The sequence below is a fragment of the Aeromonas popoffii genome, from assembly GCF_000820025.1.
Lineage (GTDB): Bacteria > Pseudomonadota > Gammaproteobacteria > Enterobacterales > Aeromonadaceae > Aeromonas > Aeromonas popoffii.
The window spans coordinates 32,959-55,017 of sequence record NZ_CDBI01000048.1 but is presented as its reverse complement, the minus strand read 5'-3'; the positions used below and the strand labels follow the sequence as shown (position 1 = coordinate 55,017).

19 protein-coding genes are annotated in these 22,059 nt (G+C 57.5%); 12 read left to right on the top strand and 7 right to left on the bottom strand.

All coding sequences use genetic code 11. The annotated features are described in order from the left end of the window. Positions 1 to 268 precede the first annotated feature (268 nt). Genes BN1129_RS09780 through BN1129_RS09770 form a run of 3 tightly spaced genes read left to right on the top strand, consistent with a single transcriptional unit; the run spans position 269 to position 3,731 of the window. Positions 269 to 991: a response regulator gene (locus tag BN1129_RS09780; protein ID WP_005320571.1), complete on the top strand. Its 723-nt coding sequence runs from the start codon at positions 269 to 271 to the stop codon at positions 989 to 991. Positions 992 to 1,042: 51 nt separating this feature from the next. Beyond that, complete coding sequence (locus tag BN1129_RS09775; RefSeq protein ID WP_042036106.1) at positions 1,043 to 2,488, top strand: ATP-binding protein; 1,446 nt, start codon at positions 1,043 to 1,045, stop codon at positions 2,486 to 2,488. Positions 2,489 to 2,492: 4 nt separating this feature from the next. Beyond that, positions 2,493 to 3,731: an ABC transporter substrate-binding protein gene (locus BN1129_RS09770; protein ID WP_042036105.1), complete on the top strand. Its 1,239-nt coding sequence runs from the start codon at positions 2,493 to 2,495 to the stop codon at positions 3,729 to 3,731. Between the two features lie 75 nt (positions 3,732 to 3,806). Here the strand turns inward: BN1129_RS09770 and BN1129_RS09765 are convergent, their stop codons facing one another. Further along, positions 3,807 to 3,998 carry a hypothetical protein gene (locus tag BN1129_RS09765; RefSeq protein ID WP_042036104.1) on the bottom strand — a complete coding sequence of 64 codons (192 nt, stop codon included), beginning with the start codon at positions 3,996 to 3,998 and terminating at the stop codon, positions 3,807 to 3,809. Between the two features lie 281 nt (positions 3,999 to 4,279). Between BN1129_RS09765 and tusA the strand changes: the two genes are divergently transcribed. After that, positions 4,280 to 4,525: a sulfurtransferase TusA gene (gene tusA / locus BN1129_RS09760; protein ID WP_042036101.1), complete on the top strand. Its 246-nt coding sequence runs from the start codon at positions 4,280 to 4,282 to the stop codon at positions 4,523 to 4,525. 19 nt (positions 4,526 to 4,544) lie between these two features. Then, complete coding sequence (locus BN1129_RS09755; protein WP_042036100.1) at positions 4,545 to 4,892, top strand: RidA family protein; 348 nt, start codon at positions 4,545 to 4,547, stop codon at positions 4,890 to 4,892. A gap of 175 nt (positions 4,893 to 5,067) precedes the next feature. Here BN1129_RS09755 and BN1129_RS09750 read toward each other — a convergent pair whose 3' ends face one another. Next, positions 5,068 to 5,724, bottom strand: a complete 657-nt coding sequence (locus tag BN1129_RS09750; protein WP_042036099.1) for an OmpA family lipoprotein — start codon at positions 5,722 to 5,724, stop codon at positions 5,068 to 5,070. 251 nt (positions 5,725 to 5,975) lie between these two features. Here BN1129_RS09750 and BN1129_RS21820 point away from each other — a divergent pair, with 251 nt between their 5' ends. Beyond that, positions 5,976 to 7,844: a methyl-accepting chemotaxis protein gene (locus tag BN1129_RS21820; RefSeq protein ID WP_244463036.1), complete on the top strand. Its 1,869-nt coding sequence runs from the start codon at positions 5,976 to 5,978 to the stop codon at positions 7,842 to 7,844. Between the two features lie 246 nt (positions 7,845 to 8,090). On the opposite strand, the gene BN1129_RS09740 is transcribed toward BN1129_RS21820, so the two are convergent. Next, positions 8,091 to 8,666, bottom strand: coding sequence for a DNA-3-methyladenine glycosylase I (locus BN1129_RS09740; RefSeq protein WP_042036097.1), 576 nt, complete (start codon positions 8,664 to 8,666; stop codon positions 8,091 to 8,093). A gap of 221 nt (positions 8,667 to 8,887) precedes the next feature. Here BN1129_RS09740 and glyQ point away from each other — a divergent pair, with 221 nt between their 5' ends. Then, a complete protein-coding gene (gene glyQ, locus BN1129_RS09735) occupies positions 8,888 to 9,811 on the top strand; it encodes a glycine--tRNA ligase subunit alpha (RefSeq protein WP_033135886.1) in 924 nt (307 codons plus the stop codon). 9 nt (positions 9,812 to 9,820) lie between these two features. Then, positions 9,821 to 11,890, top strand: coding sequence for a glycine--tRNA ligase subunit beta (glyS, locus tag BN1129_RS09730; RefSeq protein WP_042036095.1), 2,070 nt, complete (start codon positions 9,821 to 9,823; stop codon positions 11,888 to 11,890). A 63-nt stretch (positions 11,891 to 11,953) separates the two neighbouring features. Here the strand turns inward: glyS and BN1129_RS23280 are convergent, their stop codons facing one another. Then, complete coding sequence (locus BN1129_RS23280; RefSeq protein WP_157013325.1) at positions 11,954 to 12,520, bottom strand: hypothetical protein; 567 nt, start codon at positions 12,518 to 12,520, stop codon at positions 11,954 to 11,956. 741 nt (positions 12,521 to 13,261) lie between these two features. Here BN1129_RS23280 and BN1129_RS09725 point away from each other — a divergent pair. After that, positions 13,262 to 13,642: a hypothetical protein gene (locus BN1129_RS09725; protein ID WP_042036094.1), complete on the top strand. Its 381-nt coding sequence runs from the start codon at positions 13,262 to 13,264 to the stop codon at positions 13,640 to 13,642. Positions 13,643 to 13,771: 129 nt separating this feature from the next. Beyond that, complete coding sequence (locus BN1129_RS09720) at positions 13,772 to 14,722, top strand: transposase (protein ID WP_042036093.1); 951 nt, start codon at positions 13,772 to 13,774, stop codon at positions 14,720 to 14,722. Positions 14,723 to 15,269: 547 nt separating this feature from the next. Here BN1129_RS09720 and BN1129_RS09715 read toward each other — a convergent pair. After that, on the bottom strand, positions 15,270 to 16,496 hold the full coding sequence (locus BN1129_RS09715; RefSeq protein ID WP_042036092.1) for an aromatic amino acid transporter: 1,227 nt from the start codon (positions 16,494 to 16,496) through the stop codon (positions 15,270 to 15,272). Positions 16,497 to 16,971: 475 nt separating this feature from the next. Then, positions 16,972 to 17,679 (bottom strand): GntR family transcriptional regulator, encoded by a 708-nt coding sequence (locus tag BN1129_RS09710; protein WP_042036090.1) that lies wholly within the window; start codon positions 17,677 to 17,679, stop codon positions 16,972 to 16,974. Between the two features lie 284 nt (positions 17,680 to 17,963). Between BN1129_RS09710 and BN1129_RS09705 the strand changes: the two genes are divergently transcribed. Continuing rightward, on the top strand, positions 17,964 to 19,553 hold the full coding sequence (locus tag BN1129_RS09705) for an alpha-glucoside-specific PTS transporter subunit IIBC (RefSeq protein WP_042036088.1): 1,590 nt from the start codon (positions 17,964 to 17,966) through the stop codon (positions 19,551 to 19,553). Next, positions 19,550 to 20,875 carry a 6-phospho-alpha-glucosidase gene (locus BN1129_RS09700; protein ID WP_209418496.1) on the top strand — a complete coding sequence of 442 codons (1,326 nt, stop codon included), beginning with the start codon at positions 19,550 to 19,552 and terminating at the stop codon, positions 20,873 to 20,875. Before BN1129_RS09705 ends, BN1129_RS09700 begins: the two co-directional genes overlap by 4 nt. Positions 20,876 to 20,944: 69 nt before the next feature. Here the strand turns inward: BN1129_RS09700 and BN1129_RS09695 are convergent, their stop codons facing one another. Beyond that, on the bottom strand, positions 20,945 to 21,949 hold the full coding sequence (locus BN1129_RS09695) for a substrate-binding domain-containing protein (protein WP_042036086.1): 1,005 nt from the start codon (positions 21,947 to 21,949) through the stop codon (positions 20,945 to 20,947). Between the last annotated feature and the right edge of the window lie 110 nt (positions 21,950 to 22,059).

Below are 22,059 nucleotides of genomic sequence, written 5' to 3'. Positions count from 1 at the left end.
ACCGCGACAGTGAGGGCGAGCCAGAATGCTCTCTTTTGGGGCCGACCTTGCCGGCCCGTCATTGAGTCTGTTGAGATCGCCACACGGGGTGATCTCCTGTCGTCGGAATCTGCGTGTTGGCCGTCCCGTTTGGGTCGGCCTTTTTTATTTAAATGGCGCTATATGGGCGGATAATGCCCATAACCTCACATTAGATGGGGGGCTTGCTTGCTTTTTGCTCCCCCGACAGGTTCAATCTGCACAAAAAAATGGGTGGATGCACATACATATGTCAACGAGCAAACAACTGCTGATCGTCGACGACGACCAAGAGATCCGCGAGCTGCTCAATGAATACCTGACCAGGGCGGGTTTCCAGGTATTAACAGCGGCGGAAGGAAACGAAATGCGCCAGCAGCTCGCCCTGCACAGCCCGGACCTGATTATTCTCGATATCATGATGCCAGGTGACGACGGCTTTACCCTCTGCCAACAGATACGTCGCGATTCCCAGGTCCCCATCATCATGCTGACCGCTGCCTCCGATGAGGCGGACAGGGTGATCGGCCTCGAACTCGGCGCCGACGACTATATCGCCAAGCCATTCAGCCCGCGCGAACTGCAGGCTCGCATCAAGGCGCTGCTGCGCCGCGCCGAATTCCGCCAGCCGGAAAAAGAGAAAGAACCGAGCCGCCGGCTGCGTTTTGCCGAGTGGACCCTGGACACCCTGAGCCACCAGCTGACCCACGACGATGGCAGCCTGCTGGATCTCTCCGGCAGCGATGCCCTGCTGCTCGGCATGTTCCTGCAACAGCCGGGTGTGGTACTGGATCGCGATACCATCTCCGATGCCACCCGCGGCCGCGAAAGCCTGCCGATGGAGCGCGGCATAGACGTGCAGATCAGCCGTCTGCGTCAGAAGCTGGGTGACAACGGCAAGAGTCCGCGCATCATCAAAACCATCCGCGGCAGTGGCTACATGCTGATCGCAGAAGTGCACGAGATCCCATGAAAGGCAAAAAGGTAGCAACAGCATGCTGATCGGCACAAGGCGCGAGATCCCATGAGCAGCGGTTGGTTCTGGCGGACACTGGTCCCCCGCTCCCTGTTGTCGCGAATGCTGCTGCTGTTGCTGCTCGCCATCCTGCTCTCCCAGACCATTCTGACCGGCATCTGGATGCAACAGATCCAGAAGCGGGAGCTGGAGGGGATGATCAGCACCACCCGCAACCTGGCGCTGTCGGCCGCCTCTACCGTCAACTTCTTCAAGTCGCTGCCGCTGCAGTACCGCCACATCGCACTGGATCAGCTGCGCAACATGGGTGGCAGTCGCTTCTTCGTGTCACTCAACGAGGAAGAGATCCACATCAGCGCCATCCCCGACAGTGAGCGCAAAACGCTGGTGCTGAAAGAGGTGCAGGGGGTGCTGACCCGCAAGCTCTCCGATGCCATGGCCATCAAGGTGGACTTCTCCCGCCCGGAAGAGCTGCACGTCTTCAACAACGACACCCTGCTGGCGGATCTGCCCTCCTCCTGGGCCCGCTATACGCTGTCGCTGGAGCCGCTCAACCCGCCCGTGCTGGTGACCCAGATCGAGATAGAGCCCGGTGAGTGGCTCTATCTGGCGGCTCTGCTGCCCGCCCCCTACATGACCCTCGACGATACCGTCATGCCGAGCAATCAGGTGCGTTTCATCGCCCTGATGACGGTGTTCCTCTGTTTCTTCACCTTCATGCTGGTGCGCTGGCAGACCCGCCCGCTGCGCCGCCTCGCCAAGGCCGCCGTTAATCTCGGCAAGGATATCGACCAGCCCTCCCTCAAGGAGGAGGGCGCCTCCGAAATCGTGGCGGCCACTCGCGCCTTCAACATCATGCAACACCGCATCCGCCGCTATATCGATGATCGGGAGCGGCTGTTCAGCTCCATCTCCCACGATCTCAAGACCCCCATCACCCGGCTGCGGCTGCGGGTCGAACTGCTCGATGACGAGGTGCAGATCAGCAAGTTCAACAAGGATCTCGACGAGCTGGAGCTGATGGTAAAAGGGGCGCTGCAGACGGTAAAAGAGACAGATATCCACGAGAACATCGAAGAGATCGATATCAATGCCCTGCTGGAGCAGATGGCCGAGTCGATGAACCTGCACGACGAGCGACTGACTATCGAGGGGCACTGCAAGTGGCCCTATCGCGGCAAGTTGCTGGCCCTCAAGCGCTGTATCGGCAATCTGGTGGACAACGGCATCAAGTACGGCCAAAAGGTGCGCATCATCCTCATGGACGACGAAGAGATGCTGATCCTGTTCATCATGGATGAGGGGCCAGGCCTGCCGGACGATCAGTTCGAGCGCATCTTCGAGCCTTATTACCGGCTCAGCACGGATCTGGCCGGTTCCGGCCTTGGTCTGGGCATAGCCCGCAACATAGCCCACGCCCACGGTGGCGATCTGGTGCTGGAAAATCGCCCGCAGGGTGGCCTGCAGGCCACGCTATCTCTACCAAGGCAGTAACCTTATGAAGTGGTTGTCTTTTTCTGTCATCGCCCTGTTATCACTACCGGTGAGCGCCTCCCAAGTGGAGGTGCTGCACTGGTGGACATCCGGCGGCGAAGCCAACGCGGTGGAAGTGCTCAAATCGGAGTGGACCGAGCAAGGCAACCAGTGGAACGACTTCGCAGTGCAGGGCGGCGGCGGCAAGAGCGCCATGACGGTATTGAAAAGCCGGGCGCTGGCAGCCAATCCGCCGGAGGCGGCACACCTCAAGGGCTATGAGCTGAGGGAGTGGGCCGGGCTCGGCTTCCTGCGCGACCTCAGCCCCATGGCTGAACACCTCGGCTGGTACACCAAAATGCCCGCCATGGTGCGGGAAACCCTCAGCCAGAATGGCGCCCTGATGGCGGTGCCCACCGGTATCCACCGGGTCAACTGGCTGTGGCTCAACCGCAAGTTGTTCGACGAGCAGGGGCTGACGCCGCCCACCGACTGGAACCAGTTCGTGGCCGTGGCCGAACGGCTCAAGGCGCACAACATCACACCGCTCGCCATCGGTAACGAGCCCTGGCAACTGGCGGTATTGTTCGAAACGGTGGCGCTGGGCGAGGGCGGCAAAGAGTTCTATCGCAAGGCGTTTCTCGAACAAGACAGCGCGACCCTGACCGGTCCCGACATGGTGCGAGTGCTGACTCGCTTCCAGCAACTGCGCGCCTACGTGCCGCAAAAATACGCCGGTTTGAAATGGCATCAGGCCACCAATCTGCTGGAGAGCGGCGGCGCTGCCATGCAGGTGATGGGCGACTGGGTGAAGGGAGAGCTGAGCGCAGGCAACTACCGGCCGGGTGAGGTTATCGCCTGCCTGCCGAGCCCGGGCAGTGCCGGGCTGTTTAGCTATAACCTGGACTCCATCGCCATGTTCAAACAGCGGGATCCCGCCCAGCTACAGGCGCAGGGCGATCTGGCTCAGCTGCTGATGACGCCGAAATTTCAGGAGGCGTTCAACCGGGTGAAAGGCTCGATCCCGGCGCTGACCAACCCTGATATGAGCAAGTTCGACCGCTGCGCCGTTCACTCTTATCAGGATTTCCTGCTCGCGGAAAAACAGGGCAACCTGCTGCCCAGCATGGCGGAAGGAATGGCAACGCCGACCAATATGCGCCAGGCAATCCTCGATGTGCTGAGCAACTTCTTCAACGACCCCAACGCCAATCCGGAGCAGACGGCGCTGCGTCTGGAGCGGGCCATGCGCTCGACCCGCTAGTCCCTTTCCCTACGGCCAGAAACGACAAAGGCGGATGATGCATCCGCCTTTGTCGTTGTGGGAGAAATCCGGGAGCTAAGTGTTGTCGTTCTCGTCCTCATCTTCGTCGTAGTAATCGCTGAGCTCGATCCAGAGCCCCAGTCCGATCATCACCATGGAACCGAACCAGGTACCAGTGTTACCGATCGGGCTGCCCATCACTATCATGGCGAAAGCCAAGAACCCCATGCCTGCGTAGGCTTGCAATCTGCCGTAGGAGACCTGCATATTCACACCTCCTTGTCGAATATGGTTCAATTTTTATATTACTCACAAGACGGGGACTAGATAGGGCCAGATAACACTTTGGTTACATATGCTGCTTCCTGACCCGGTTATTTGATTATTTTTTCGCCGTGAGTATCATTGGCAGCTGAATTGGTTGAAGGTTAATTATTGATGAGTGCTTTATTCTGCGACGCAACTCACGAGTTGGACGCAATCGGGCTTCGTTGCCCCGAGCCCGTGACGATAGCGCGCAAGAAAGTGCGGCTGAAGGTTGATTATTAATGACTACTTTATTCTGCGATGCGACTCATGAGTTGGACGCAATCGGGCTTCGTTGCCCCGAGCCTGTGATGATGGTGCGTAAAAAAGTGCGGCTGATGGCCCAAGGGGAAACCCTGCTGGTCAGCGCCGACGATCCCTCAACCACCCGCGACATCCCCAGTTTCTGCCGCTTCATGGATCACACCCTGATCGCCAGCGAGACAGAGCAGACCCCCTACCGCTATCTGATCCGCAAGGGTCAATAAGCCCAGTTTCGGAGCAAACATGACAGCCATTACCCGAGTCGGCACCACCCAGCGTTGGTCAGACGTGGTCATTCACAACGGCACCCTCTATGTGGTGGAAGTCCCCGTGAGCGAAGAGGCCGACATTCACCAGCAGACCCGCGAAGTGCTGACCAGCCTGCAGCGCCTGCTGGAAACCAATGGCTCCGGGGTCGACAAGATCCTGATGGCCAACATCTATCTCAAGGACATTGCGGACATCACCGCCTTCAACGAGCAGTGGGATACCTGGATCCCGGCGGGTACCGCACCGGTCCGCGCCTGCGTACAGGCCCGCCTCGCCCACGAAGGCTACAAGGTCGAAGTGCAGCTGACTGCGGCCGTCTAAACCGCGCGATGCTATACCGTGGCCGATGGCTGAGGGAGTTGCGAGATCCGGGTCTGTTCCTTCTCCCGCAAGGGGAGAAGGGAGCAAAGAACAGGGCGCCACTGCTCGCAACGGCATCAATAAAAAGGCCCCGCCATCACTGGCGGGGCCTTTTCGTTACCAAAACCTGGACGACTTAAGCAGTCGGGGTCAGGGTAATGGTCACGCGACGGTTCTGGGCCTTGCCAGCAGCAGTGCTGTTGGTGGCAACCGGCTGATCCGGGCCCACACCTGTGGTGGTGAGACGGCTGCCGCTCACACCCTGACCAATCAGCTGCGCAGCAACGGCGTCGGCGCGCTGGGCGGAGAGCCTCATGTTCAGATCACGGGAGCCTGTGCTGTCGGTGTGACCAACCACGTTCAGGCGGGTCTTGTTGAACTCGGCAACCACCATGGCCACGCCGGACAGAGTATTGGCACCAGCCGCTTTCAGCTGGGCGCTGGAGCTGTCGAAGGTGACGTTGTTCGGCATGTTGAGGATCAACTCGTCGCCATTGCGGGTCACGCTGACGCCAGTGCCCTGCAGCTTCTCGCGCAGCTTGGCTTCCTGCACATCCATGTAGTAACCGATACCGCCACCCAGGGCGGCACCGGCGGCCACACCAGTCAGAATCCCCTTCTTGCGATCACCCTTGCTGGAGGAGAGCGCCCCCACGGCGGCGCCCGTCGCAGCGCCAGCCAGCGCCCCCCAGGCACCCTTGGAGGTCTGGGATTCACCGGTATAGGGATTGGTAGTACAACCGGTCAGGGCAAGGGTCAAGGCGACAGCGGGAACCAGAGTCTTGAAATGCATGAAAAAAACCTCAAAAACAACGCGATAAATTAAAGGGCGGCATTCTACCCCAGAGGTGTGCCAAGGTGTGACGTCAGGAGCAAGAGAGTCACCCAAGGCAGAAAAAAGCAGTATCGACCATTGAACTGGATCTCCCCTGAACCAGCGGGAAAAACCCGATAAAGACACCGGAGTTGTGATGAAAGGCAGGCCGTAGTGTGGCTCCATTGACTACTATTGAACCCACTATCAATAAGGCATCAGAGGGTTCCATGTCTTCACTGCTTCGAAATCTTTCGATCCGGCATCTGCTGCTGGGAGCGAGTCTCATCATCTTGCTGACCATGGTGCTGAGCAACATCTGGCGCAGTACCCTGACCAGCCAGCTCGGCCTGTTACCGGGGGAAGTCATCAAGATCACCAATGTGCAGATAGCGCTGCAGGAGCTGCGCTACCACACCACCCAGGTACAACAATTCCTCACCGATGCGGCCGTGTCCGGGGAGCAGGACTCCATCAGTGAAGCAGAACAGCATGCACAAGCAGCTCGTCAGCAGCTCGACACCCTGCCCCAGCTGCAAAGCATTCTGTCACCCCAGCTGGCGCGCCAGCTGGAAGTGGGCAAGCGGATGGTCGATGCCTACCTCAAAGAGGGACGCGAAGCGGGCAACCACCTGATGAAGGAACCGGATCAGGGGTTCGATGCCTTGACCGGCAACATCGCCAGCACGGTCGAACAGGCGCTCGAGCAGCAGCGGCAACAACTACAGCAGCAGGAGCTGGCTATCGAAAACCAGAACCATGCCCTGCAGAGTCAGGACATGACACTGCTGGCCGTCAGCCTGGCCGTTATCCTGCTGATGCTGCTGCTGATCCACCTCAAAACCGTCAAGCCACTGCAGCAGTTGATGACACAGCTGGTCGAGCTGGCCAATCGCAGCCACAACCTCACCTTCCGGTTGCACATTCAGGGGCAGGACGAATTTGCCTATCTGGCCAGGGTGTTCAACCGCTTCCTCGATAATATCGACGGCCTGATTGGCTCGGTGCAGCAGGTTTCCCACAAGACCCATGAAAAGATGGCACTGCTGATGGATCACTCCGGCAGCACCTTCAACAGCATGCAGCAAGCCCAGCAAAACACCGACATGCTGGCGACGGCCATCAACGAAATGACCGCAACCGTCCACAACATCGAGCACAACACCGAGCAGGCCAGTCAGGATACCCTGCTCACCCAACAGCAAGCCCACGATGGCCAGCAACAGGTGAGCCAGACCATCGCCCTCATCCGTCAGGTCGCCGACCATATCGAGCAATCCGCCGGTGAAGTAACCCTGCTGGATCAGGAGAGCACCCAGATAGGCAACATACTGCAGGTCATTCGCACCATCTCGGAACAGACCAACCTGCTGGCACTCAACGCCGCCATCGAGGCTGCCCGTGCCGGCGAGCAGGGGCGCGGCTTTGCGGTGGTGGCTGATGAGGTACGCCAGCTGGCTATCCGTACCCAGGCGGCTACCGTCGATATCCAGCAGCGGATCGAAGCGCTGCAGAACAATACCCGCCACGCGGTCAACACCATGCATACCACCCGCAATGTGAGCGAACAGGCGGTCAATCAGGCGGCCGGCACCGGTGAGACGCTGAACGCCATCGTCGAGGCAATCACCCGGGTTGCCGATATGAACGGCCAGATCGCCACCGCAGCAGAGCAACAGGCCAAGGTGACCGAAGAGACCAACCGCAACGTCATGCTGGTCGCCAACATCGCCCGCGAATGTCTGGACCTCTCGCACGAGAGCCGCACCCATACCCGGGATCTCAACCAAGCGAACGAGGAGATTCGTCTTGTCAGCGATCAGTTCGAGGTCAGCTCGAGCCCCCTCAATGGTCGCGAGCACGACCCGCAGCACTGGAACGACTCCTTCATGGTCAACGTACCGAGCGTGGATCGCCAACATCAGGGGCTGTTCGAGGCAATGAACCGCTTCTACCACGCCATCCGTGACAACAGCTCACCCCAGCAGTGCAAACAGCGGCTGGACGAACTGCTCAAGCTGGCAACCCAGCACGTTGCCGAGGAGCAGAAAAGCATGGAGCAGGCCTGCTATCCCGAGCTGCAACGCCACAAGCAGTAGCCAGTAGCATGTCAGGCTGTTGGCCACGCGGGGAGCCCGGATCCGCCGCCAAGGTGGCGACGAACAGGAGTGCAACATGGAGCTGATCATCTTCCTCAAGAACGGGCTGCTCGATCGCATCTTCAGGGTGGGCAAGCAGGACAGCGCCTGCATGATCAAGGCGGGGGTGGCGTAAGCGCCCCCTCACCACGCTAGCGGCGTCAGCCAATGCCAGTCAGCAATGGACTGGCATTTTTGTTGGCGGGATTAATGGGGGGAGTGCTGGCACTCGACATGGCAAGGACAGCTGACCAGATGATCGTTCACCATCCCCACTGCCTGCATAAAGGCGTAACAGATGGTGCTGCCGACGAAGTTGAAGCCGAGCTTCTTGAGCGCCTTGGACATGGCATCCGACTCCTTTGATGTAGCCGGAATATCGCCGTTGCCCTGACGCTGGTTGACCATGGGAGCACCACCGACAAAGCCCCACAGGTAATCGGCAAAGTCCACGCCTTCGGCCTCCAGCGCCAGATAGGCGCGGGCATTTCTGATGATCGACTGCACCTTGAGCCGATTGCGGATAATGCCGGTGTCCTGCATCAATCTCTCCACATCCTGCTCGTCGAACCGGGCGATCAGCACAGGATCAAAGTCGGCATAGGCGCGGTAGTAGCTCGCGGTGCGCTTGAGGATGGTGATCCACGACAGCCCCGCCTGCTGGCCATCGAGGCAAAGCTTGGCAAACAGCTCGCGGGCGTCATACACCGGCCTGCCCCACTGTTTGTCATGATATTCAATGTATTCCGGGTCTTTGGTCACCCAGGCGCAGCGCAGTTCCATTTCCTCTCCCTCGTGATTTCAGCGGTTTCCCTGACCCTGCCCACTCAGCAGGCGGCACTGCTCACATCATATACCGGACGTCCCGCCCGGCCAGCCCGGGCGCAGCGCAATCCCTGAATCCCCTGTAATTTCGCCTATTATCCGACCATGCCAGACGGTATACTCCCTCGGTTCACATTCAGCAAATCTTGCTCTGATTTTCATTTCGCGCGAAAAAAATTATGCAAAAATTCGATGTCAAAACCTTTCAGGGCCTGATCCTGCAGCTGCAGGACTACTGGTCCCGCCAGGGCTGTACCATTATTCAGCCGCTGGACATGGAAGTGGGTGCCGGTACTTCCCACCCCATGACCTGTCTGCGCGCTCTGGGCCCGGAGCCCATCGCCTGCGCTTACGTGCAACCGTCCCGCCGTCCGACCGACGGCCGCTACGGTGAAAACCCGAACCGCCTGCAGCACTACTACCAGTTCCAGGTGATCATCAAGCCTTCCCCCGACAACATTCAGGAACTCTATCTGGGCTCCCTGAAAGAGCTGGGTATGGACCCTGAAATCCACGACATCCGCTTCGTGGAAGACAACTGGGAAAACCCGACCCTGGGTGCCTGGGGTCTGGGTTGGGAAGTGTGGCTCAACGGCATGGAAGTGACCCAGTTCACCTACTTCCAGCAAGTGGGCGGCCTCGAGTGCAAGCCGGTCACCGGCGAGATCACCTACGGTCTCGAGCGTCTTGCCATGTACATTCAGGGCGTAGACAGCGTCTACGATCTGGTCTGGTCTGATGGCCCGCTGGGCAAGACCACCTACGGCGACGTGTTCCACCAGAACGAAGTGGAGCAATCCACCTACAACTTCGAACACGCAGATGTAGATTTCCTGTTCCACTGCTTCGAGCAGTACGAGAAGGAAGCCCAGCACCTGCTGGCACTGGAAAAACCGCTGCCGCTGCCTGCCTACGAGCGCATCCTCAAGGCCGCTCACTCCTTCAACCTGCTGGATGCCCGCAAGGCCATCTCGGTCACCGAGCGTCAGCGCTACATATTGCGCATTCGCACCCTGACCAAGGCCGTGGCCGAGGCATACTACGCCTCCCGCGAAGCGCTGGGCTTCCCTATGTGTCAGCGCAGTGAGAACAAGCAAGGTTAAGGAACGGACATGGCACAACATACATTTCTGGTAGAAATCGGTACGGCTGAGCTGCCACCCAAAGCCCTGCGCTCCCTGGCCGAAGCCTTTGAAGGCAACCTCAAAAGCGAACTGACCAAGGCCGATCTGGCCTTCGCCGGTGTCGAGTGGTTTGCCTCACCGCGCCGTCTGGCACTCAAGGTGAGCAAGCTGGCTGGCGAACAGCCGAGCAAGAGCGTCGAGAAGCGCGGCCCGGCCGTCTCTCAGGCGTTCGATGCCGAAGGCAAACCAACCAAGGCTGCCGAAGGCTGGGCCCGTGGCAACGGCATCACAGTTGCTCAGGCCGAGCGTCTGGTCACCGACAAGGGTGAGTGGCTGGTTCACACCGCCAAGGTCGAAGGCCGTCCGGCTAAAGAGTTGCTGGGTGAGCTGGTTGCTGCTGCACTGGCCAAGCTACCCATCCCGAAAATGATGCGCTGGGGCGACAAGACCATCCAGTTCGTGCGTCCGGTGTTCACCGTGACCCTGCTGCTGGATGGGGATCTGGTTCCCGCTCATATTCTGGGTATCGACTCTGCCCGCACCCTTCGCGGTCACCGCTTTATGGGCGAGCCCGAGTTCACCATCGACAACGCCAGCCAGTACCCGCAGATCCTGCTGGAAAAAGGCAAAGTGGTTGCCGACTTTATGGTGCGCAAGGCCAAGATCAAGGCTGACGCCGAAGCGGCCGCTGCCGCCTTCGGTGGCGTTGCCGATCTGGATGACGCCCTGCTGGAAGAGGTCACCGCACTGGTCGAGTGGCCGGTGGTGCTGACCGCCAACTTTGAAGAGAAGTTCCTGGCCGTTCCGGCTGAAGCGCTGGTTCACACCATGAAGGGTGACCAGAAGTACTTCCCGGTCTACGACAAGAACGGCAAGCTGCTGCCGAAGTTCATCTTCGTCACCAACATCGAGTCCAAAGACCCGAGCCAGATCATCAGCGGCAACGAAAAGGTGGTGCGCCCCCGTCTCTCTGACGCCGAGTTCTTCTTCAAGACCGACCTCAAGCAAACTCTGGCCTCCCGCCTGCCGCGCCTTGAAACCGTGCTGTTCCAGCAACAGCTCGGCACAGTCAAGGCCAAGGTCGAGCGCATCGAGACCGTCGCTGGCTTTATCGCCGAGCGTATCGGCGCCAACGTGGCTCAGGCCAAGCGTGCCGGTCTGCTCTCCAAGTGTGATCTGATGACCAACATGGTCGGCGAGTTCGCCAGCACCCAGGGTGTCATGGGGATGCACTACGCCCGTCACGATGGCGAAGACGAAGTGGTGGCCGTGGCCCTCAACGAGCAGTACATGCCGCGCTTCGCCGGTGATGCCCTGCCGTCCGCCCTGGAAGCCTGTGCCGTCGCGCTGGCCGACAAGCTCGACACCCTGGCCGGTATCTTCGGCATCGGCATGCTGCCCAAAGGTGACAAAGATCCGTTCGCCCTGCGCCGCGCCGCCATCGGTGCCCTGCGCATCATGACCGAGAAGCAGCTGGATCTGGATCTGGTTGAACTGGTTGAAGAAGCGGTACGCGTCTACGGCGACAAGCTGACCAACCAAACCGTCGTCACCGACGTGGTCGACTTTATGCTGGGGCGCTTCCGCGCCGCCTATCAGGACGAAGGCATAGGTGCCGACGTGGTGCTGGCCGTACTGGCCCGCCGCCCGACCCGTCCGCTCGACTTCGATCGCCGCGTCAAAGCCGTCAGCCACTTCCGCAGCCTGGATGCCGCACTGGCACTGGCTGCTGCCAACAAGCGCGTCAGCAACATTCTGGCCAAGGTTGAAGGCGAACTGCCGACTACCGTCAAACCGGAACTGCTGGTCGATGCCGCCGAGAAGGCGCTGGCCACCCAGGTTGCTGCCTTGCAAGGCGAACTGGCCCCGCTGTTCGCTGCCGGTGACTATCAGGCGGCCCTCACCCGTCTGGCCGCCCTGCGCGAGCCGGTCGACACCTTCTTCAACGAAGTCATGGTGATGGCCGACGACGAAGCCCTCAAGGCCAACCGTCTGGCACTGCTGAACAACCTGCGCAACCTGTTCCTGCAAGTCGCGGATATCTCCCTGCTGCAGTGATTTTGGTTGGGTTGAGTGATAGTAAAAACGGCGCCGTAAGGCGCCGCTTTATGAAACCAACCTTTATTTTTTGTTTTCAAAATTTACATGCGCCCATATTGGATGCATCAATTTATTTAACCTTGCATAAAAAACAAAATAGCTAAATATTATGAACGCGATTAATAAAAATGAGAAAATCATGGGATTCATGATGCCACCACAGGTCCATGAATAAATTGAAAAGGCAGTAAAAACACAGATAATAACTAAAGGCTTTATAGGGGGAAAAACAGAGATATATAGATTTTTATTACTGATATAAATCGTCTTTTTTGCAGCACGGTTATTAATCGCCACTAGTGTATCGTTGCATTCACATAAATGCACTCTCTGTTTATTACAGATTTCTAAATCATGATTTGTGATATGATATCTTTTTTCAAGATTTTCACTTCTTACCCAAAACTCAACATGAAGAATTGAACCTCTTTCATGCCATTTACGGAAAGAGACTATATCGCCTACAATGTAGTTATATTTTAGCTTCGCAATTTTCTTTTTTCCTAGCCACTTAGACGGTCTGGCAAGTAAATAGAATAAATAAATTATAGAAATCAATATAAAAATAACAAAAAAATAGAATACCATGTATATCCCCTTTCTTATTTTTCTATAAAGCAACGTAATTCCATTCCCGATCGCGCTTGAATGTAACATGGCATGTAAATACAAGCAACATTATGAAAACACTATATTGCCGAGTATGTAACGGTGTTCTGGGACACCCACCTCTTTGCAACTCGAAAAGCTGGGACACCCATCTATTTACTGCTCGACGTTGAACACCCTGATTGCCGCCCTGTTCAAGCCGGTCTATGCCTTCTTCAATAAGGTAATAGTGATGACGACGAAGCCCTCAAGACTCACGTCTGGCCCAGTTTAACAACCTGAGCCACCGGTTCCTGCAAGTAGCGTATATCTGCCTGCTGCTGTTCCCAGGGTGTTTATTAAGCGTTCAAAATAATGGCTTCTCGCGCTATCTGACATAAAGATAAATAAATGAACACCCCCCCTCTATTTGAGGTCGAACCTTTAAGGGTACACCTTTCAACCAATTTGTTCGGGCAGTTCAAAACATAACTTCCGTTTTACATCACCCTCTCCCCCCTGCTTGGATAGAGAAAGCTAATTTTTCCATTAAAAAATAATCCATTAAATATCAACAACTTAAGAACATAATCACCTTTAATCACCTTTAATCACCTCAATAAATCCTTTAAATTGAATTTTTAACAACCCTAACCACTTTATTAAAATTTAAATAAATGTGGAGTTTTTCTCTCACATCCGTATTTTGATTTTGACACCCACAACATGGAGACGTGTTAAATGAAATTGAAATTCGTCACACTAGCAGCCTTATCAGTATCAGCGATTATCTTCTCTACTAGTGCATTGGCCGCTTATAAATTCGATGTAAAATGTCTTGATGAAGTCACCTTAACAGATGTTCATGCTGGTTATATTTTATCGGCCAGTGGTGGCCCCGACATAGGGAATGCGGTCGTCATTTCATGGGAAAAAAATTATGAAAATGGCAAGACGAGCTTCCATGTCTTGAAAAATCTGAATGACTACCCCGGAAAGGGCATGTTTGATATGGCACTGATGGCGCTTGATCGTGGCCTTCCAATCAGTGCATGGGGTAATGACGCTCAATGTTCCACTGGGATTCACCAGTTGAAAATTACTCGCAGTCGCTACCCTTAACCATCCCCTTATATGAGATCAACGATCAAAGCAAAGCTGGCAAAGCTGGGACACCCACCTGTACCCAGCTTTGACAACTCACTCCCCCTCAACTTTCCTTAAACCGGGAGCCCTGAGGAGAGAGCCGCCATGACCATCGCCCGTTCACGCCAGATCAGCCTCGCAGATACGCCTTACTACCACGTGGTCAGCCGCTGCGTTCGGCGTGCTTTTCTCTGTGGCCAGGATGATCATTCCGGCCAAAGCTACGAGCACAGACGCCAATGGGTGGCCGACAAACTGGGCCAGCTGTCGCAGGTCTTTGCCATCGGTGTCTGCGCCTATGCAGTGATGAACAATCACTATCATCTGGTGCTCAAGGTGCAGGCCCATATTGCCCATGAGTGGAGTGAACGAGAGGTGGCTGAACGCTGGTTCCGTCTGTTTCAGTGGCCCTTGCTGGTGCGTCGTTGGTATCAGGGAGATGAACTGATAGAACCCGAGCTGGACGTTGTGCATCAGCTGATAGCTCAGTGGCGGGAACGCCTCTATTCCATCAGCTGGCTGGTGCGCTTGCTGAACGAGTCGCTGGCCCGCCAGGCCAATCAGGAAGATGGCTGCAAGGGCCACTTCTGGGAAGGACGCTTCAAAAGCCAGGCCTTGCTCACCGAGTCGGCGCTGCTGGCCTGCATGACCTATGTTGACCTCAATCCCATCCGGGCTGGCATCGCCACCACACCGGAGGAGAGCGATTTCACCAGCATCCAGCGACGGATTGAACAGACAGCTGATTTATCCGCACCAGCCTCCTTGCTGTTGCCTTTTGCAAGAGAAGGCAAGCCCGAAGAACTCCCCTGCAGTTTTGCCGATTATCTGGCACTGGTGGATTGGACAGGACGCGTAATTCGTCTGGATAAGCGTGGCCATATCCCGCACCATCTCGCACCTGTGCTGCAGCGCCTGGGCATAGAAGAGGGGCAATGGTTGGGGCAAGTCACCCTGTTTCGGCGTCACGGTATCCGGGCGATTGGCGACAAGATTTGCTGCCAGCGCTACGCCGCGCATTGTGGCCAGACGCGATGTTATCAGCCCAATCCTTGATACCTGAAAGCCTCGTGAGTTCACCACCAATCAGCAATCCTCGTTGACGCTGTACAGGCACTGAGTGCCAACTGGCAGCCACTGACGCTCGCTCAAGCTCACAGCTTGTACTCCCATTGCTGTTTCATGCCTTCCAACCCCTAAACCAGCCTGCGTACGAATGGAGCCTCCCAAGCTATTCGTCATTTCCCATCAGGTGGGTGTCCAAATTTAATCCCTGTACAGGCACTGAGTGCCAACTGGCAGCCACTGACGTTCGCTCAAGCTCACAGCTTGTACTCCCATTGCTGTTTCATGCCTTCCAACCCCTAAACCAACCTGCGTACGAATGGAGCCTCCCAAGCTATTCGTCATTTGCCATCAGGTGGGTGTCCAAATTTAATCTATCAGGTGGGTGTCCACATTTAATCCCCACATTTAATCCCCTTGCACAACTTGGGCTGGATGGGGGTGATATGTGAAAACCACTCCACAGCAAAACGGCGCCCCAAGGCGCCGTTTTGCTACATACCACCGGTGACGGCGGGCGGGCTGTTTTTTATATAACTCAGCCGGTATAGACAGGCAGCAGACCCGCCATGTTGAGCAGATGGAAGAGCGCGGTCAGCACCCCGAACAGCAAGACGCCCACTATCATCGGCAGGCCGCCCGGCGTACGGAAGCCATCGCCCTTACCACTTTGAGCACGCTTGCCAGCGCGTACCTTCCAGGCCAGCAGCGCGGGTATGATGCAGGTCCAGAGGGTCGCCACGGCACCGGCGTAACCGATGGCCATCAGGAAGCCGAACGGGAACAGCAGGGAGAGCAGCAGCGGTGGCAGGAAGGTGACGGCCCACGACTTGGCGCGGCCCTGATGGCTGTTGTCAAACTTGAACAAATCCGCCAGATAGTCGAACACCCCCAGACCGACCCCGATAAAGGAGGAGAGGATGGCGGCCATGGAGAAGAGGTTGAGGGCATTGGCAACGGCCTCTGACTCTATCACCGAGGCCAGCGCCTTGAGCAGCACGTCAACGTTGCCGCCCTGCGCCACCACAGGCCCGAACTCGCTGCGCGGCAGGTTGCCAAACACGCTCACCAGCCAGATGAGGTAGAACAGCAGCGCGATGGCAGTACCACCGAGGATGGCGTAACGAGCGCGGCGCTCCTCACCGTAGTAGGCGCGCATGGACGACACCGAGTGGTGATAACCGAACGAGGTGAGCGCCACCGGCAGCATGGCCAGCGCATAGGGTGCATAGCTGGCATGCTGGCTCAGGGTATCGAACAGCAAGGTCGGCTTGATGTTGAGCGACAACCCCGAGATGCCGAACACGAAGCTCAGCCCCATGGCGATGACCAGCACGACCGAAATTCGATCCACCGCTCGGGTCGAGTGCCACACCAGTCCGGAGAAACCCAGAGTGAACAGGATGGAGCCCCAGTGACTGCCGATGCCGGTCATGCCATCTATGATGAGGCCAGCCGAGGTGATGTAGGCGTAGAGCAGTATGCCGCCGACGAAGTAGACGGTAAGGTTGTTGAGGGCGTTGACCTTCTCTCCCAGCAGCTCCCGGGTCACGGTATCGAACGACACGCGCAGCGGGTAGCCCTGATAAGACTCCAGCAGCATCCAGCCGGAGACCGTCATCACCACCATGGTCAGGGTGATGGCCAGGATGGACCAGATGGTCCAGGCACCCGCCCCGGCACTCGGCAAGCCCAGCATGCCGGCCCCCACACAGACGCCGGCAATGATACATGCCCCGCCCACCAACGATGGCTTATGCCCCATATTCCACTTCTCCTACCCTGTTCTCACTGCAAAAAAATGGCGCAGCCACGGCTGCGCCCTGACGTTCGCCCTGCCCATGACAGGCGACGATTTGTTGTTCTCGCGAAGGGAATGAACCCGATACCCGGCGGCATATCAGGGTGCTGACGCCCCCTGTCCACCGTTTCGCCGTGGCGACTTTACCCTCCAGCCCGCCCGGTATCAAATCCGCTTGCCGGTTTGGGTCACCCACACGACCCGAAACGGGGCGATCCGGGCGGCTTGCCCCCACCTTGCCAGACCCGTGAGGGCACGAACTCGCGGGTGAGGGTGGCCGGATCAATGGGTGAGTGATGGCGACAGCCTGCACCGGCTCGCCAGACTGCTTGAACTCAAGCCCTGAGCCGCACCGGGCCCACAAACACCCCCTCGGTGACGGGGGGTCGTGCTGCCTGTGCGATGGCCGGGACAGCGGCATGGTCCACCAGCGGCGGGGTCAGTCGCGGGCACGGCGCAGATGGTAGTCAACGTGATAGTCGTTGGCGTTGCGAAACATGATGGAGTAGTTGAGAAACTCCCCGTTCTCGCCATAAGAGAGGGAGGTCAGCCGCAGGATGGGCGCCCCCTGCTCGATATGCAGCAACTCGGCCATCTGCCGGTCGGCCAGCACGGCGCTAAAGCTCTCGTAGTTGCCAGCGATGGGAAGCTGACACTCATTCTCGATATAGGCAAACTTGGAGCCCTCCAGATGAGCCACCGACAGGGTGCGAAACAGTCGCACCGGCATGTAGCTCTCCTCCAGCAGCAGGGCCCGGCCATCCACAGACCGCACCCGGCTTGAGTAGTAGACGGGCTCGTTAACCTTGACCCTGAGCTGGCTGGCAATCGCAGGCGGAGCCGGCATGGTACGAAACTCCAGCACCTGACTGGTGAGTACCCGGCCCTGATCGCGCATCAGCTCGGTAAAGCCGCTCAGCCCCTTGGTTTCATGCTGGACATCCTTCTTGGTCACATAGGTGCCGCTGCCGTGGCGCCGCGCCACCAGCCCCCATTCGATCAGCATGTCCACCGCCTTGCGCACCGTCATCCGTGACACGCCAAACTGGCTCGCCAGCATCTTCTCGCTCGGCAATACGTCTCCCACCCGGCAATCCGCGCCATTGACCCGTATACGCAGCCGATCCGCCACCGATTTATAGATCACTGCTAGACCTCTCTCAACCTGCACCTGCGACCCCACCGTTGAGGCTCATCAGGCCCAAGCAATTGAAAATAAATAAGTTTAAATTCAAATAAAACAACAAGAACGTCACAAAAACAAGAGGTACAACAATATCTCAAAATTTAGATCTCTTTGTCTAAATAAGAGCATGCGCCGGATCACATAACCACCATCTATTTCATGAGGGCTTGACGCATTGTTGTTAGGTTCAATTCAGCAACACCAACGACACCCTATCAAAAACGCTTTTAATAAAGGGACAATATATGCTCAGTCAAATTCAACGCTTTGGCGGAGCAATGTTTACTCCTGTACTACTGTTTCCATTTGCAGGTATGGTAGTGGGCATTGCAATCATGCTGAAAAACCCCATGTTCGTGGGAGAGTCGCTGGCCAACCCGCAAGGGTTGTTCTTTCAAATAGTCCATATTATTGAAGAGGGTGGCTGGACCGTATTCAGAAACATGCCACTTATATTTGCCATTGGCTTGCCCATAGGACTGGCAAATAAGGCGCAGGCACGAGCCTGTCTCTCCGTCTTGGTCAGCTTCATGACCTGGAACTATTTCATCAACGCCATGGGGATCACCTGGGGCAATTATTTCGGAGTCGACTTCAGTCAGGATGTGGGGGGTGAAAGTGGCCTCGCCATGGTGGCCGGGATCAAGACGCTGGATACCAGCATCATAGGTGCCATCTTCATCTCAGGCATAGTGACGGCGTTGCACAACCGCCTGTTTGACCGCCAGCTGCCGGTCTTCCTCGGCATCTTTCAGGGCAGCTCGTTTGTCACCATCGTCGCCTTCTTCGTGATGATCCCCTGCGCCTGGCTGACCCTGCAGGGGTGGCCCAAGGTACAGATGGGCATCGCCTCCCTGCAGGAGTTCATGCTGATCTCGGGCCCGCTCGGTGTCTGGGTCTACACCTTCCTCGAGCGAATTTTGATCCCGACCGGCCTGCATCACTTTATCTATGGCCCCTTTATCTTCGGCCCTGCGGCAGTGGAAGGTGGCATCCAGCTCTACTGGGCCCAGCATCTGCAGGAGTTCAGCCAGAGCACTCGCCCGCTGATTGAGCAGTTCCCTCAGGGTGGCTTTGCCCTGCATGGCAACTCGAAGATTTTCGGTGCCATGGGGATTGCCTTGGCCATCTACGCAACGGCAGCCAAAGAGAACAAGGCCAAGGTGGCAGGCCTGCTGATCCCGGCCACTCTGACCGCCATGCTGGTCGGCATCACAGAGCCGCTGGAGTTCACCTTCCTCTTCATCTCGCCGCTGCTGTTTGCCATCCACGCCCTGCTGGCCGCCACCATGGCCACCGTCATGTACCTGTTCGGTGTCGTCGGCAACATGGGCGGCGGCCTGCTCGACCAGTTCCTGCCGCAGAACTGGATCCCCATGTTCCACAACCATGCCAGCATGATGTTTACCCAGATAGCCATAGGCCTGGCGTTCACCGGGCTCTGGTTCCTGATATTCAAAAGCCTGATCCTGAAATTTAATTTGAAAACCCCGGGGCGGGAAGACAGCGAAATAAAGCTGTATTCCAAAGCGGACTATCAGGCAGCCAAACAACAACGAGGCAGTGATATTGCGACTCAAATTATCGAGGCACTCGGCGGCAGCAACAATATAAGGAGCCTGAATAATTGTGCCACCCGCTTAAGAATATCGCTGATACATGCCAGCCAGGCGGCGGCAGATGACATTTTCAAACAACTGGGCGCCCATGGTGTGGTTCGCCATGGCGACAGCATCCAAATCATTATCGGTCTGCATGTGCCTCAGGTACGTGAAAATATGGAATCGATAATGAACAACCCCACTCAATCCTCTTCTTTCGTAACGGAGTCATGATCATGAAAAAATTCTCTGTAGTCATCGCCGGCGGCGGCAGCACCTTTACTCCTGGTATCGTTCTGATGTTGCTGGAGAACCAGCATCGTTTCCCGCTCAAGGAGATCAAGTTCTACGACAACGACGGTGCCCGCCAGGAAGTCATCGCCGAGGCATGCCGGATCCTGCTCAAGGAGAAGGCACCCGAGATTGCCTTCAGCTACGGCACTGACCCCAAGGCAGCCTTCAGCGAGGTGGATTTTGTCATGGCCCACATCCGGGTCGGTAAATACCCGATGCGCGAGCTGGACGAGAAGATCCCCCTGCGTCACGGCGTGGTCGGTCAGGAGACCTGCGGCCCGGGCGGCATCGCTTACGGCATGCGCTCCATCGGCGGCGTGCTGGAGCTGGTCGATTACATGGAGCAGTACTCCCCCAACGCCTGGATGCTGAACTACTCCAACCCGGCAGCCATAGTGGCGGAGGCGACCCGCCGCCTGCGTCCCAACGCCAAGATCCTGAACATCTGCGACATGCCGATCGGGATCGAGGGGCGCATGGCCCAGATCGCCGGCCTCAAGTCACGCAAGGAGATGCGGGTACGCTATTACGGCCTCAACCACTTCGGCTGGTGGACCCGTATCGAGGATCTGGCAGGCAACGACCTGATGCCGCAGATCAAGGAGCATGTCGCCCGCCACGGCTATGTGCCCGATCACGCCAGTCATGCCGAGGCAAGCTGGAACGATACCTTCGCCAAGGCCAGGGATGTGTGGGCGCTCGATCCGGATACCCTGCCCAACACCTACCTGAAGTACTACCTCTACCCGGACTATGTGGTCGCCCATGCCAACCCGGAGCATACCCGCGCCAATGAGGTGATGGAGCATCGCGAGAAACAGGTGTTCAGCGCCTGCCGTGCCATCGTCAAGGCGGGTCACTCAGCAGCGGGCGAGCTGGAGATAGACGAACACGCCTCTTATATAGTGGATCTGGCCACCGCCATCGCCTTCAACACCCAGGAGCGAATGCTGCTGATAGTCCCGAACCGGGGCGCCATCAGCAACTTCGACCCCGAAGCCATGGTCGAGATCCCCTGCCTGGTGGGCAGCAGCGGGCCGGAGCCCTTGCGGGTCGGCACTATCCCCCTGTTCCAGCAGGGCTTGATGGGCCAGCAGGTGGCGGTCGAGAAGCTGGTGGTGGAAGCCTGGGTCGAACGCTCCTACCAGAAGCTGTGGCAGGCGATCACCCTGTCCAAAACGGTGCCGAGCGCCTCGGTGGCGAAGGCCATCCTGGATGACCTGGTGGCCGCCAACAAGGATTACTGGCCGCCGCTGCAATAAATCGCCCATAAACAAAAACCCCCTCGGTGAACGAGGGGGTTTTTCGTGGTGCCAACGACTGCTGTTCGGTCAGCGCAGGGATTTGACCGAGCGACGAACGATCAGTTCGGGCTCTACCGTCATGGACTCGACTTCCAGCGCCTTGTTGCGGATCCGGCTCACCAGGTGCTTCACCGCCAGCAGGCCAAGCTCGGCCTTGGGATGACGAATGGTGGTGAGCGGCGGGCTGGAGAAGCGCGCCATTTCCACGTCGTCATAGCCGATGATGGAGATGTCGTCCGGCACCTTGACCCCGGCTTCCCAGGCGGCGCAGATGGCACCGATGGCCATGGGGTCGTCGAAGGCAAACACAGCCGTCGGGCGAGGCGTGAGGGCCAGGATGCGCTGCATGGCATCGAAGCCGCTCTGGCTCTCGTAATCCCCTTCGAAGATCTGCGCGTCTTTCAGGGTCAGGCCATGTTCGCCCAAGGCGTCGCGTACCCCATCCAGTCGCTGCTGGGTGGTCGGCTTGGCGATCTGGCCCGTGATGCAGACGATGTCCGTGTGCCCCTGCTCCAGCAGATGGCGCACGGCCAGACGCGCACCTATACGGGCGTTGTCGTTGATCACGTTGGCGAAATCGCACTCGGTTCCCCAATCCAGCACCACCTGCGGCACATTCTTGTGAATGCGCAGCATGTCACGCAGCGGGGTGTCGATATCGGTTCCCAGCACCAGCAGGCCGTCGACCCGCTTCTCCATCAGCATTCTCAGGTAATGCTGCTGGCGGGGCGGCTGGTTTTCGGTGTTGCACAGGATCAGGCTGTAACCCTGTTCGAAACAGTACGCTTCCACCCCCTGCACCACTTCAGCAAAGAAGGGGTTGGCACTGGTGGTGACCAGCATGCCTATGGTTTTGGTTGAGTTTATCTTGAGGCTGCGCGCTACCGAGTTGGGCGCGTAGTTGAGTTCTGCCACCGCCTCAAGCACTTTTTGGGTTGCATCTTCGCTGACCCGACGGGTGTGATTGAGTACATGTGAGACGGTGGAGATGGATACGCCTGCCCGTGAGGCGACATCCTTGATAGTGGCCATCTCTGTCTCCTGAATATCAAAAGCGGAACATTAGCAGATTTCCCAAATAAAGGCTTGGTTTTAACAGGCACTGCCGATGAATTGTCAATGCAGGCTAATCTAGGTGCTCC